The sequence below is a fragment of the Pseudomonas sp. NY15356 genome (genome assembly GCF_048068175.1).
In the GTDB taxonomy this organism is placed as follows: Bacteria; Pseudomonadota; Gammaproteobacteria; order Pseudomonadales; family Pseudomonadaceae; genus Aquipseudomonas; species Aquipseudomonas putida_K.
In genome coordinates this window covers 62,524-76,210 of sequence record NZ_JBLUPW010000001.1, presented here as the reverse complement: position 1 = coordinate 76,210, position 13,687 = coordinate 62,524, and the positions used below count along the sequence as shown (strand labels likewise).

At 64.0% G+C, this 13,687-nt stretch carries 11 protein-coding genes; 2 read left to right on the top strand and 9 right to left on the bottom strand.

The window, feature by feature from the left end; translation table 11 throughout:
* Positions 1-41: 41 nt before the first annotated feature.
* Both ACNFCI_RS00330 and ACNFCI_RS00325 read left to right on the top strand, forming a co-directional pair.
* On the top strand, positions 42-728 hold the full coding sequence (locus ACNFCI_RS00330; protein ID WP_416767197.1) for a hypothetical protein: 687 nt from the start codon (positions 42-44) through the stop codon (positions 726-728).
* Complete coding sequence (locus ACNFCI_RS00325) at positions 721-1,374, top strand: hypothetical protein (protein WP_084858764.1); 654 nt, start codon at positions 721-723, stop codon at positions 1,372-1,374. Before ACNFCI_RS00330 ends, ACNFCI_RS00325 begins: the two co-directional genes overlap by 8 nt.
* On the opposite strand, the gene ACNFCI_RS00320 is transcribed toward ACNFCI_RS00325, so the two are convergent.
* The 9 genes from ACNFCI_RS00320 to accC all read right to left on the bottom strand — a co-directional run bounded on the left by ACNFCI_RS00320 (position 1,367) and on the right by accC (position 13,683).
* On the bottom strand, positions 1,367-1,963 hold the full coding sequence (locus ACNFCI_RS00320) for a MarC family protein (RefSeq protein ID WP_084858763.1): 597 nt from the start codon (positions 1,961-1,963) through the stop codon (positions 1,367-1,369). The two genes, ACNFCI_RS00325 and ACNFCI_RS00320, sit on opposite strands and share 8 nt — an antisense overlap.
* A gap of 109 nt (positions 1,964-2,072) precedes the next feature.
* Positions 2,073-4,844, bottom strand: coding sequence for a response regulator (locus ACNFCI_RS00315; RefSeq protein WP_416767196.1), 2,772 nt, complete (start codon positions 4,842-4,844; stop codon positions 2,073-2,075).
* 134 nt (positions 4,845-4,978) lie between these two features.
* Positions 4,979-6,271, bottom strand: coding sequence for a phosphoribosylamine--glycine ligase (purD, locus tag ACNFCI_RS00310; RefSeq protein ID WP_416767194.1), 1,293 nt, complete (start codon positions 6,269-6,271; stop codon positions 4,979-4,981).
* A gap of 182 nt (positions 6,272-6,453) precedes the next feature.
* Positions 6,454-8,061: a bifunctional phosphoribosylaminoimidazolecarboxamide formyltransferase/IMP cyclohydrolase gene (gene purH / locus ACNFCI_RS00305; protein ID WP_224457041.1), complete on the bottom strand. Its 1,608-nt coding sequence runs from the start codon at positions 8,059-8,061 to the stop codon at positions 6,454-6,456.
* A 76-nt stretch (positions 8,062-8,137) separates the two neighbouring features.
* Positions 8,138-8,458: a DNA-binding transcriptional regulator Fis gene (fis, locus tag ACNFCI_RS00300; protein WP_008093076.1), complete on the bottom strand. Its 321-nt coding sequence runs from the start codon at positions 8,456-8,458 to the stop codon at positions 8,138-8,140.
* On the bottom strand, positions 8,455-9,468 hold the full coding sequence (dusB, locus tag ACNFCI_RS00295) for a tRNA dihydrouridine synthase DusB (RefSeq protein ID WP_084858759.1): 1,014 nt from the start codon (positions 9,466-9,468) through the stop codon (positions 8,455-8,457). Before dusB ends, fis begins: the two co-directional genes overlap by 4 nt.
* A 370-nt stretch (positions 9,469-9,838) precedes the next feature.
* Positions 9,839-11,158, bottom strand: a complete 1,320-nt coding sequence (locus tag ACNFCI_RS00290) for a DUF3426 domain-containing protein (RefSeq protein WP_416767191.1) — start codon at positions 11,156-11,158, stop codon at positions 9,839-9,841.
* Between the two features lie 39 nt (positions 11,159-11,197).
* A complete protein-coding gene (gene prmA / locus ACNFCI_RS00285; RefSeq protein WP_416767190.1) occupies positions 11,198-12,076 on the bottom strand; it encodes a 50S ribosomal protein L11 methyltransferase in 879 nt (292 codons plus the stop codon).
* Positions 12,077-12,327: 251 nt separating this feature from the next.
* Complete coding sequence (accC, locus tag ACNFCI_RS00280; protein ID WP_084858756.1) at positions 12,328-13,683, bottom strand: acetyl-CoA carboxylase biotin carboxylase subunit; 1,356 nt, start codon at positions 13,681-13,683, stop codon at positions 12,328-12,330.
* Positions 13,684-13,687 lie beyond the last annotated feature (4 nt).

The window sequence follows — 13,687 nt, the reverse complement described above, 5'->3', positions numbered from 1 at the left end:
CATCGGGAATCGTTCCCGATGCGCCTTTGGAGGGATGAATCATGCCCCATGATTACACCTTGTGGCTCAACGGCAACAGCCTGGTGCTGATGTCCAGTACGTTGAGTGCGCAACAGATCGAGACCCTGCTCGACCTGCAATTGGCTGCCTACCTTCAGGCGAGCGCGGAATATGCCGTGTTCGATGACTACACACGGTGGCGGTTGGAATACCGAAACACCCAGTTGGACCTGGGTTGCCCCTTCACCGAGCTGGCGTCGCCCGACAAGCCGGTGGTGTCGGTCGAACCGTTCAAGGCATTGTGCGGTGGTGTATTGAGCAAGCTTGCACCTGCGTACCGAGCGGGAGCAGCCCGTTGCCTGAAGGCTGTCGACCTGCCTGAGGCGCACCCAGCCTTGCAGGCCCTATGGACCGAATGCGTCCAACCTCCCCAGCGGGACCTTTGCGCCACCTTGGTGACCGAGCTGCGGGTGGTGTTGCCTGACGCGTCGATCGTGAGCGGGGAGATGCGCTTCAAGAGCCGTGAGGGCATCGAACGACGTTGGCCCTGGCAGCGGTTCGATGTATTGGCGTTGGAACAATTGACGTTGCACGCCACCCGTTACCTGGTTTCCGAACGTGCGTTGGCGGACATCCGTGACGGGCTTCGGGAGAAGTATGCGCATGTGCGAGCCCAGTACGTATGCCAGGTCGCCTTGCCCAGTGCGGGAGGGCGACGCCATGAATGACGCAAGCAGTGCCAGTGTCGTTTCCGGCAGCCTGGCGGCGTTCATGCCTGGTGTAAGCCCTGAGGATCGGGAGGACATCCTGCTGGTGAACCTGTTCGCGCAGCGCGCGACGCGCGACGAATTCACCTCTGGCTTGAACAGCAACTGGTTCGACAACTACCGGCGCAAACTGAGCTACCTGGGGTGGGATGCCACGCCGCCACCCAATGTGCAACGTCGGGGCCCGGACCGTGGGCGGCTGGTGGACCATGCCGTGATGCAGATCGAACAGGCGGGCTCAGGCGTGCATGCCGAGTTGACCGGCCAAGCGTTGAACGCGCTTGAAAACGACCCGAAGGCGATGCGGGTATTCGAGATAAACGCGCGAGCCGGGAGCACGTTGCATTTCCAATTGTTGCCCTGCGTGCGTCATTCGGGCGATTACTTCGACATGGTGCTTTATCACATGGAGTTGAATGTGCCGCTCGATACCAGGTTGGGAGGGGTTCTGTTCTACAGCTTCGACCACAAGTCCCAGGTACGCATCCAAAGTGCGGAGCTGATCCGCTTCAATCTGCGGATCTTCCGAGATGAGTTCAAGGCGAAGATTCAATCCCGGGTGACAGCGCAAAGTCGTCGATCGATTCTCGACCTCAAGCTCAGGTGAGCAGGTAGCCCTTGATCCCGGTGAAGATGATCTGCGCCGCCAGTGCACAGACGAACAACCCCATCAGGCGGCTGACGATCTGCAGGCCCTGGTCGCCGAGGAGGCGTTCGATGTGGTACGAGAGATAGAGCACCAGGCCTACGGTGAAGCTGGCCAGGGCGATGCTGACTATGGCCAGCAGCTTGTCATCCCAGTGTGGCTGGCCCACGCCCATCACCAACAATGCACCGATGGTGCCGGGGCCGACGGTGAGCGGGATGGTCAGCGGCACGATGGTCACGTCCTGCTGCACGTTGTCGGCCTGTACCGCCGACTTGCCCTGGGCCATGCCCAGGGCTGAGATGAACAGCACGCTGCCGGCGCCGATACGGAAGGCGTCGGCGGTGATGCCGAATACACCGAAGATCACCCGCCCGAACAGGTAGAGCAGGACGCTGGCCACCAGCACGGCGACGGCCACGCGCCAGGCCAGTTGCTTGCGCTCCTTGCTGGAATAGCCGCGGGTCAGGCTGATGAAGCAGGACAGCACGAAGAACGGGCTGTAGAGCACGAGCATTTTCAGGTAGACGCTGAACAACTCATGGAGCATGGCGCGGATCCATGGCGGAGAGAGGTGTGGGCAAGTGTATCAGCACTCCGGGGACAACCCTCTGATTCTGGGGAGCGGGGTTGCCCCGCGATGAAGCTTGCGCCGCTGTTCAGGGGGTGTGTAATGGGTCCGAGGCAGCTGCGCGTTGGCTGGCCCAGTATTGGACCGTTTCGCGCAATTGCGACAGCTCCACCGGCTTGGCCATGTGCCCGTCCATGCCCGCCTGGCGCGCGCGATCCTTGTGTTCGCTGAGGATGTGCGCGGTCAGCGCCACCACCGGGGTGCGCTGACGCTGGTTGGCAGCTTCCCAGGCGCGCAGCTGCTCGGTGGCGGAGAAGCCATCGAGCACGGGCATCTCGCAGTCCATCAGCACCAGGTCGTAGCGCTGTGCCTTCATTGCCCGCAGGGCCTCCTCGCCATTGCTGGCGGTGTCCGGCTCCAGGTTGAGCTTGCCGAGCATGCCACGGATGACCTTGGTCGAAATGCTGTTGTCCTCGGCCACCAACACGCGAAAGTCGCTGGGCAGGTCCAACGGCCCGGATGGGCCTGTCGGGCCGGGCGCGGATGGCTGTTCGCGGCCGCGCAGGGCAAGCTCTTCGGCCAGGGTAGTCTTGAGGGTGTAGCCAGCCACCGGCTTGGCCAGGATGCGCTTGACCCCGGCATTGCGGGCGATGATCTTGCTCGGCGCGTTGCTGATACCGGTGAGCATCACCACGAGGATGTCGTGGTTCAGGCTGGGGTCCTCCTTGATCTTCGCGGCCAGTTGCATGCCCGTCATGCCTGGCATGTTCTGGTCCAGCAGCACGGCGTCGAAATAGTCGCGCAGGTGCGCCTTGGTGCGCAGCAGGGCCAGGGCCTCCTTGCCCGACGGCACGGCGCTGACATTCATGCCCCAGGCGCTGCACTGCTGCACCAGCACCTTGCGACACGTGTCGTTGTCGTCCACCACCAGTACGCGGGCGTCGCGCAACGGGCCGTTCAGGTCGGTAGGCGGTTGCTCCAGGCGCGAGGGATCCAGGGGCAGGGTGAGCCAGAGGGTGTTCCCGGTATTGTTGCTGCTCTTGATCCCGAACTCGCCTTGCATCAGGCCGATCAATTGCTTGGCAATGACCAACCCCAGGTGGCCACCGAGCTTGTTGCTGGAGAGGAACTGGTGGCTGTGCAGCTCGGCCTGCAGCAAGGCTTCGCGCTCGGCAGGCGGCATCGCATCGCCGCTGTCCTGCACGGCGATGCGCAGGCGCGGCACGCCACCTCGTTGGTCGAGGGCCACCACCAGCAGGATCTCGCCCTGCTCGGTGTTCTTCAGGGCATTGTCCAGCAGGCTCGACAGGGCCTGGCGCAGGCGTGTCGGGTCGCCGCTGATCACTTGCGGAACCTGCGGCTGGGTGAAACTGATCAGCTCGATGTTCTGCTGCTCGGCCTTGGCCCGGAAGATGTTCAGGCAATCCTCGATCAACGCGTTGAGGTCGAACTGCACATCGTCCAGTTCGATCTGGCGGGACTCGAGCTTGGAAATGTCGAGGATCTCGTTGATCAGGGTAAGCAGCTCATTGCCGGCGCTGTGGATGGTCTGCACATAGTCACGCTGCTTGACCGACAACGGCGTGCCCAGCAGCAGTTCGGTCATGCCCAGCACGCCATTCATGGGGGTGCGGATTTCGTGGCTGATCTTGGCCAGGAACTCGGCCTTGGCGTTGATCTCGGCATCGCTGGCGGCCAGGGCGCGGCTGGCGCGGAAGCGTTCCTCGCTGATCCTGCGCAGGCGCTCGCTGACCGCCAGGTTCAACAGCAGCCCGCTGGCCACGGTCAGCCCCATGAGAATGCACAGCAGCCAGGGGGTCGTGGTGCGGGTAAGGCCCAGCAGGGCAGGCAGCAGCACCAGGCCACCTAGGTTGAACACCAGCATGGCCACGGCGAACAGACGCGCAGGCCCATAGCCCTTGTACCAGTGGTAGGCACTGACCAGCAGCATGGTGACGCTGCCCAGGGCCATCAGGGCGTAGGTCATCAGGTTCAGCGGCAGGGTATCGACGAACAGCAGCACCAGGCCACTGACCGCGACGATCAGCATCTCCCCATGCAACAGGCGGTTGCACCGCAGCGAGCTGCAGGGGCTGAAGAAATGTTGGGTGAAATACAGCCCGGCCAGGCCTGCCAGGACCAGGGTCAGGTAGGCTGCCGGCGTCTGCGCGCTGTGCCACAGGTGCCACCAGGGGCCGCTGAGGTTGAGCAGGATCAGGGCGCTGAGCAGCATCAGGCCATGGTAGAGGGCCAGGATCAGCGTGGTGTTGGAGCGGGTGTAGAGGAAGCGGATCAGGTTGTGCAGGATCAGCATTGCCAGGCCGCCGAACAGCAGGCCGAACAACAAGGGGCGTGTCTGGTCGGCGGCGACCGACACAGCAGGCTCGAGGCTGATGGCAGGGCGCAACTGGTGTTCGGAGACCAGCCGTACGTAGATTTCCAGGGCGTTGGGGCTGTTGGGCAATGGCAACAGGTGGTCGCTGCTGCGCAGGGTCGGGCTGGCATTGCCGGCCTGGCGGCCATGGTGCATCTGGCGCACCAGCTTTTCGCCATCCAGGGCGTAGAAGTCCAGGCGCGAGAGGTCTGGGGCGAAGATGCACAGCAGTTGTTCCTGCTCACCGGGTTCGAGCCGGTAGTGCAGCCAGAGGGCCTGGTCGGCCGGTGCGGCGTCGAGCTCGAGCAGCTGGATGGGGCTGAACTGGTTGCGGTAGCGCTCCGAGCGCACATCGCTCAATTGCAGGTTGGCCTGTTCATCGAGCAGGACCGACCAGCCTGCGCCTTGCTCGGCTGAGGCAGGAGGCAGGCAGAGCAGTGTCAGCAGGCTGACGATCAGGGCAATGGCAATCCGAAGCCGACGCACGACGAGGTCCTTCCTAGCTAAGATGCCGGATTACAACTATGCGCGGGGCGCCAAGACCGAGGCAAGCCCCCGGGGAGGCCTTGTCGGCGGGCCGAAGGCCGTGCGCCAGGGGCGACACGGCGATTCGGTGTAGGTTACTGGTGCTCGCCACGCTCGCGGGCGATGGCCCGGTAGCCAATGTCGGTGCGGTAGAAGCTGCCGTTCCAGTCGATCTGCTCGGCCAGGCGATAGGCCTGCTGCTGGGCAGCCTCGACCGTGGCGCCCATGGCGGTGGCGCAGAGCACACGGCCGCCAGCGGTGACGACCTGGCCGTCCTTCAGGGCGGTGCCGGCATGGAAGACCTTGCCTTCGAGCTTGGCGGCCGCATCCAGGCCGTTGATGACGTCACCCTTGGCATAGTCGCCCGGGTAGCCGCCGGCAGCCAGGACCACGCCCAGGCTCGGTTGCGGGTTCCACTGGGCCTCGACTTTGTCCAGGGCCTTGGCGAAGGCGGCTTCGACCAGCAATACCAGGCTCGATTCCAGGCGCAGCATGACCGGCTGGGTTTCCGGGTCGCCGAAGCGGCAGTTGAACTCGATGACCTTGGGGTTGCCCGCCTTGTCGATCATCAGGCCTGCGTACAGGAAGCCGGTGTAGACGTTGCCCTCCTCGGCCATGCCACGCACGGTCGGCCAGATGACCTGGTCCATCACGCGCTGGTGCACGTCCGGGGTGACCACCGGAGCCGGGGAGTAGGCGCCCATGCCACCGGTGTTCGGGCCGGTGTCCTGGTCGCCGACGCGTTTGTGGTCCTGGCTGGTGGCCATCGGCAGCACGTTATGGCCATCGACCATGACGATGAAGCTGGCTTCCTCGCCGTCGAGGAACTCCTCGATGACCACGCGCGAACCTGCGTCGCCGAAGGCGTTGCCGGCGAGCATATCGCGTACGGCGGCTTCGGCTTCCTCGAGGGTCATGGCGACGATCACGCCCTTGCCCGCGGCCAGGCCGTCGGCCTTGATGACGATCGGCGCGCCCTTTTCCTTCAGATAGGCCAGGGCCGGCTCGATTTCGGTGAAGTTCTGGTAGTCGGCGGTCGGAATCTTGTGACGTGCCAGGAAGTCCTTGGTGAAGGCCTTGGAGCCTTCCAGCTGGGCTGCGCCCTTGGTTGGGCCGAAGCAGTCCAGGCCGCGGCTGCGGAACAGGTCGACGACGCCGGCGACCAGCGGGGCCTCTGGGCCGACGATGGTCATCTGTACGTGCTGCTCGGCGAAGTCGGCCAATTGCTCCAGGGCGGTGACGTCGATGGCGACGTTCTCGCACTTGGCTTCGGTGGCGGTGCCGGCGTTGCCTGGGGCAACGTAGACCTTCTCGACCCGTGGGTCCTGGGCGACTTTCCAGGCCAGGGCGTGCTCACGGCCGCCGCTGCCGATGATCAAAACTTTCATGTCAAAACCTCGAATGCTTTCGGGCGGGAGGCAAAGCCTCACGCTGTACGAGGTCGCAATGAAGCAGGTAGGTGCAAGGCGGGGCCGGTTCCGATGAGCGGAGTTGCCTTTTGGCAATGAGCATCAGCGGAAGCGGCCCCAACGCAGCAGATGCCTGCTTCAGTGCGGCCGATTGCCGTAAATCAGTGGCGGAAGTGGCGCATGCCGGTGAACACCATGGCGATGCCAGCTTCGTCGGCAGCGGCGATGACTTCGGCATCGCGCATCGAACCACCTGGCTGGATCACCGCCGTGATACCCACTTTAGCCGCATTGTCGATGCCGTCACGGAACGGGAAGAACGCATCCGAGGCCATGACCGCGCCCTGTACCTGCAGGCCGGCATGCTCGGCCTTGATGGCGGCGATGCGGGCGGAGTTGACGCGGCTCATCTGGCCGGCGCCCACGCCGATGGTCTGGCGTTGCTTGGCGTAGACGATGGCGTTGGACTTGACGAACTTGGCCACTTTCCAGGCGAAGACCAGGTCGTGAATCTCCTGCTCGGTCGGGGCGCGCTTGGTCACGACCTTCAGGTCTTCGGCAGTGATCATGCCGATGTCACGGCTTTGCACCAACAGGCCACCGTTGACACGCTTGAAGTCCCAGCCGGCAGCACGTTCGGCAGGCCATTCGCCGCACTCGAGCAGACGCACGTTCTGCTTGGCAGCCACCACCTCGCGGGCAGCCTGGGAGATCTTCGGCGCGATGATCACTTCGACGAACTGGCGATCGACGATGGCCTTGGCGGTTTCGCCATCCAGTTCACGGTTGAAGGCGATGATGCCGCCGAAGGCCGACTCGGTGTCGGTGGCGTAGGCCAGGTCGTAGGCCTTGCGGATGCCGCCTTCGTCTTCCGGAACCACGGCCACGCCGCATGGGTTGGCGTGCTTGACGATGACACAGGCCGGCTTGACGAAGCTCTTCACGCACTCGAGCGCGGCGTCGGTGTCGGCCACGTTGTTGAACGACAGCTCCTTGCCCTGCAGCTGAAGCGCGGTGGAAACGCTGGCCTCGCCCTTCTTGGCCTCGACGTAGAACGCCGCGCTCTGGTGCGGGTTCTCGCCGTAGCGCATTTCCTGGGCCTTGACGAACTGGCTGTTGAAGGTGCGCGGGAACTCGCTGCGGCCTTCGGTGGACAGGGTGTCCTTGGCCTGGTCGATGGTGCCCATGTAGTTGGCGATCATGCCGTCGTACGCGGCGGTGTGTTCGAAGGCCTTGAGCATCAGGTCGAAGCGCTGGGCGTAGGTCAGGCCGCCGGCCTTGAGGTTCTCCAGGACGCTGGCGTAGTCGCTGGCGTTGACCACGATGGCGACGTCCTTGTGGTTCTTCGCTGCAGAACGGACCATGGTCGGGCCGCCGATGTCGATGTTCTCGATGGCGGTCGGCAGGTCGCAGCCGGGCTTGGCGATGGTTGCCTCGAACGGGTACAGGTTGACCGCGACCAGGTCGATCGGCTTGATACCGTGTTCGTTCATGATGGCATCGTCGATGCCGCGACGGCCCAGGATGCCGCCGTGGATCTTCGGATGCAGGGTCTTGACCCGGCCATCCATCATTTCAGCGAAGCCGGTGTAGTCGGCCACTTCCACCGCGTTCACACCGTTGTCCTTGAGCAGCTTGTAGGTGCCGCCGGTGGACAGGATCTCGACGCCGAGCTGTTGCAGCTCACGGGCGAACTCGAGGATCCCGGTCTTGTCGGAGACGCTGATCAGGGCGCGGCGGATCGGCAGGCGGGTAGTCTGGTCGGTCATTTCGGATTCCATAACGCGGTGGATTCAGCAAAAAAGGCGCCTCTTGGGAGAGCCGCCTTTTCTGGTTGGGGTTCGGTTACAACAGGTCGTACTGCTTGAGCTTCTTGCGCAGGGTGCCACGGTTGAGCCCGAGCATCTCGCTGGCCTTGGTCTGGTTGCCCTTGACGTAGTTCATCACGCTTTCGAGCAGCGGTGCCTCGACTTCCGACAGCACCAGGTTGTAGACGTCCGTGACGGTCGCCCCTTCCAAGTGTGCGAAGTAGTTGTGCAGCGCCTTCTCCACGCTGTCGCGCAGGGTCTGGCCCTCTTCGCTCGGCGTATTGAGGTGCTGTTTCAGGTTGGCGTTGTCGCTCACGGGCGTTGTTCCACTCACTAATGTCTCGGTCATCATCGTCATGCGGCCACCCCTTGTCCGTCCTCTGTCTCAAGGCTCTCTCGACGTTCGCGAAAAAACGCGCGAACGTTGGCGCACTGCGCTTGTGTGTCTTCCAGCGCATTGAACCGGGCGCGGAACTCCTTGCCGCCCGGTCGTGTTGCCAGGTACCAGCCAACGTGCTTGCGGGCGATACGTACGCCCATCACATCGCCATAGAAGGCATGCAACGCCGCCAAGTGCTCCAGCAGAATGTGTTCCACTTCCTCCAGCGCCGGAGCAGGCAGGTGCTCGCCCGTACGCAGGTAATGCTCGATCTCGCGGAAAATCCACGGCCGCCCCTGGGCGGCACGGCCGATCAGCAGGCCGTCGACACCGGTGGCGTGCAGCACCGCCCGGGCCTTTTCTGGCGAAGTGATGTCGCCATTGGCGAAAACCGGGATCGACACCGCCTGCTTGATCGCAGCGATGGTGTCGTACTCGGCTTCGCCGGTGTACAGGTCGGCGCGTGTGCGGCCATGTACCGCCAGCGCCTGGATGCCGGCCTGCTCGGCGATCTTCGCCACGGTCAGGCCGTTCTTGTTCGCCCGGTCCCAGCCGGTGCGGATCTTCAGGGTCACCGGTACTTCCACTGCGCCGACCACGGCGTGGAGGATTTCGCTGACCAAGGCTTCATCTCTCAATAAAGCAGAACCGGCGGCCTTGTTGCAGACTTTTTTCGCCGGGCAGCCCATGTTGATGTCGATGATCTGGGCGCCAGCCTCGACATTGGCCCGGGCCGCCGCGGCCAGCATCTGCGCATCGCCACCGGCGATCTGCACCGAGCGTGGCTCGGGATCGCCATCATGGATGCGGCGCAGGCGCGACTTGCGGCTGTTCCACAGGCTCATGTCGCTGGTCACCATTTCCGAGACGACCATGCCGGCGCCCAGGCGCTGGCAAAGCGTACGGAAAGGTTGGTCCGTGACCCCGGCCATGGGCGCGAGGATCAGGTTGTTTCGCAGTGTGTAAGGGCCGATGCGTACCGCCGACATAGGTGTTCCCTGTTGTGGGGCCGAATCATTGGAGTCCGAAAAAGGGTTGGCATGATACCCGCTCTCGATGACCGGATAAAGATGAATCTGGATAAAATCTGAACAGCTGTGGGCTTATGACTTTGCGGTCCAAGCTGCAAATTTTGGGCCGTTGACGGGTTTTTCCGGGCTGCTTCGCGGGCCATCGCGACACGAGACTGCTCCCCAGGCGCGGTGGAAATCTACTGGCCCTTGAGGGAACCCTGTAGGAGCGGGCTTGTCCCGCGATTAGGTCGGGCCCGATATCTCCGTCGCCTGGCAAGGGCTTCGCCCTTGATCGCGGGGCAAGCCCGCTCCTACAGGTGTTCGGGCGCAAGGCGCCTCTTGTGGGTCATTCCGGCGAGCGGAAGCTCAGGCTGTAGTTCACGGCCTTGGGACCGGGGTCGAGGATATCCAGGGCGATGTGGATCGGCGTCTGGCTCGGCATGTCGCCGCGCCCGGCCAGCTCCCCCGAGAGGTATTCGCTGGGCTTGAAGCGACGGCTGGCGATCAGTTGGCCGTTGAGGTCGGCAAATCGCAGCTCCAGCAGCGGGAACGGCTGGGAGAACGGGGCCCGGTTGTAGATGATCGCATCGACGATCAGTGCGCCCTTGAAATCCGGATGACTACGCACCACCAGGTTGCTGCTCTTGATCCGGCTGACATCCACCCGGGTCGGTACCTGGCAACCAAGCATCGGGCACAGTTGTTGGAACCAGGGGCGGTACTGGTCCTGGCGAGCCATTTCGTCGAAGTGGTAGCTGATGTACTGGAACGCCAGCAAACCCGCGGCCAGCAGGGTCAGCACACCCCACAGCAGGCGCTTGGCCCAGTTGGGCCTGGCCTTTTGCCAGTCGAGCTGCAGCGGGTCGTCCACCACATGCACCAGCGGTTCCTTGCGCGTCGGGCGTTCGGCCTTGGCCGCCAAGGCAGGCTCGGGCCGCTCGTCGGCGAGGCGCTCGAGCTCGTCGTCGCGGGCCGACAGGCGCAGTTGGCCATGCTCGTCATCGTCCCGTGCGGAGAGCCCTTTTTCAGGGATATCGTCATCCAGGCCAGTGAAATGGTCGCCCCGCCCGTCGTCGTGATGGGGCTCGGCCTGGCCGAATGCTCGCGGCTCGTCGTCGTCCAGGACCAGGCCATTGCCCAGGGTCGGCTCGGTGCGGTCACCGGGCTGCGGTTCTGCCTGGAGGTCGAGGACCTCTTGTTCGACCAACACCGGAGCCGGTTCGTCGGCGGCCTGGAGTGCCGGCGGCTCGCCGGTTGCCGTACCGAAGGGTTCGTCGGCATGGTCGTCAGGACCATGCTCGTCACGACGGGCCTGCAGGGCATCCTCGCGAGGCGGGGCCTGGCGTTCTTCGGGCGCATCGCGACGCTCCAGGCGAGCCAGTTCCTGGTCCAGGTCCAGGTTGTCCAGCGCCTGGGCGGTGATGGCCCAGTCCTCGGGCTCGGTATTTGGCCGTTCGTTGATCGTCGGTTGCGTCGCCTCCGGTGCCTGTATCGGTGCCGCCGGGGCAGGGGAGGTGCGGTTCTGCTCCAGCAACTGCTTGGCGGCGTTGAACACCTGCAGGCAATGGCCGCAGCGCACCACGCCCCGGGCCACGCTCAACTGATTGTGCGTGACGCGAAAGCTGGTCTGGCAATGAGGACACTGGGTGACGAAACTGTCGGTCATGCGGCGATCCGGGTTGTGCAGAAAGTTGAGTCTAGTTGGCTAGCGGCGGCGACCACTGATGCGTACCCAGCCGTCGCGCACGACGATCGGGTCCAGTTCGAAGTCGCCCGCGTAGGCTGCGGCCACTTCCTCGCCCTGTTCGGCGAGGATGCCCGAGAGCGCCAGCAGGCCGCCGGGGCGGACCAGGCCGGACAGTTGCGGCGCCAACGAGACCAGCGGGCCGGCCAGGATGTTGGCGACCAGTACGTCGGCTTGCATGGCGGGCATCTGCTCGGGCAGGTACAAGGCCAGGCGCTGTTCGGCGATGCCGTTGCGCCCGGCATTGTCGCGAGAGGCTTCGAGGGCTTGCACGTCGATGTCGGTGCCGACCGCTTTGCGGGCGCCCAGCAACAGCGCGGCAATGGCCAGGATCCCCGAGCCACAGCCGAAGTCCAGCACCTGGGTGCCTTCGAGTTGCTGGCCGTCGAGCCATTCCAGGCACAGGGCGGTGGTCGGGTGGGTGCCGGTACCGAAGGCCAGGCCCGGGTCGAGCAGCAGGTTCACCGCGTCCTTTTCCGGCGCCTCGTGCCAGCTGGGCACGATCCACAGGCGCTGGCCGAAACGCATGGGCTGGAAGTTGTCCATCCAGCTGCGCTCCCAGTCCTGGTCTTCGATCACCTCGGCATGGTGCTCGGGCAACTCGGCGCCGGTCAGCAGGCGCAGGTGGGCGAACACGGCCTCGGGCTCGGCATCGGCTTCGAACAGGGCCAGCAGGTGAGTGTGCGACCAGAGCGGCGTGGTGTTGAGGTCCGGTTCGAAGATGGGCTGGTCCTCAGCGTCCATGAAGGTCACCGAGACAGCGCCGACTTCGAGCAGGGCGTCTTCGTAGGTTTCGGCTTGGTCTGGGCTGATGGCCAGGCGAACTTGCAGCCAGGGCATGGCGGGCACCTTTGGTAAATCGACAGGGGCAGCCAGGGCTGCGCGGAGCTAGGCAGTTTACTTGAGTGCGTAGGGTTTGTAGAGGTCGTCGCAAGGGGGGCGGCACCTGGCATTTTGCGATTCCTGCACCGGCCTGCAAGATAGGCTGTGCGAGCCATCGCCGGCAAGCCGGCTCTCAAGGCCCGTGTATGAAACGCAGCCAATAAAAAACCCCGGCACCAGGCCGGGGTTTTTTCATCACGCTAACGCGATCACTCCTGGTTGGCCAGTTTGTGCTCGAGGTAGTGGATGTTGACGCCGCCTTTGCAGAAACCTTCATCACGCACCAGGTCGCGGTGCAGCGGGATGTTGGTCTTGATGCCGTCGACGACGATCTCGTCCAGGGCGTTGCGCATGCGCGCCATGGCTTCGTCGCGGTCCTTGCCGTAGGTGATCAGCTTGCCGATCAGCGAGTCGTAGTTCGGCGGAACCGAGTAGCCGCTGTACAGGTGCGAGTCGACACGCACGCCATTGCCGCCCGGGGCATGGAAGTGCTTGACGGTACCTGGGCTCGGGATGAACTTCTTCGGGTCTTCGGCGTTGATACGGCACTCCAGGGAGTGACCGCGGATCACCACGTCTTCCTGGCGGATCGACAGCTTGTTGCCAGCGGCGATGCTCAGCATCTCCTTGACGATGTCGATGCCGGTGACCATCTCCGAAACCGGGTGCTCGACCTGGACGCGGGTGTTCATCTCGATGAAGTAGAAGCGGCCGTCCTCGTACAGGAACTCGAAGGTGCCGGCACCGCGGTAGCCGATCTCGATGCACGCGTCGACGCAACGCTTGAAGACTTCCTGGCGGGCCTTCTCGTCGATGCCCGGAGCCGGGGCCTCTTCCAGCACCTTCTGGTGACGGCGCTGCAGCGAGCAGTCGCGGTCGCCCAGGTGAATGGCGTTGCCCTGGCCGTCGGACAGTACCTGGACTTCCACGTGGCGTGGGTTGGTCAGGAACTTCTCCAGGTAGACCATCGGGTTGCCGAAGGCGGCACCGGCTTCGGTACGGGTCAGCTTGGCCGAGGCGATCAGGTCCTCTTCCTTGTGCACCACGCGCATGCCGCGACCACCGCCACCACCGGCAGCCTTGATGATCACCGGGTAGCCGACGTCACGGGCGATCGCCAGGGCGACTTCCTCGTCTTCGGGCAGCGGGCCATCGGAACCAGGTACGGTCGGTACGCCTGAACGAATCATCGCGTCCTTGGCCGAGACCTTATCGCCCATCAGGCGGATGGTGTCGGCTTTAGGGCCGATGAAGGCGAAACCGGACTTCTCCACCTGTTCGGCGAAGTCGGCGTTTTCCGCCAGGAAGCCGTAACCGGGGTGGATCGCGGTGGCACCTGTCACTTCGGCGGCAGCGATGATCGCCGGGATGTGCAGGTAGGATTCCTTGGACGATGCAGGGCCGATGCAGACCGACTCGTCTGCCAGGCCCAGGTGCATCAGTTCGCGGTCGGCCGTGGAGTGAACAGCGACGGTCTTGATACCCAGCTCTTTGCAGGCACGCAGGATCCGCAGGGCAATTTCCCCGCGGTTGGCGATCAGGACTTTTTCGAGCTTCCCAGACATCGTT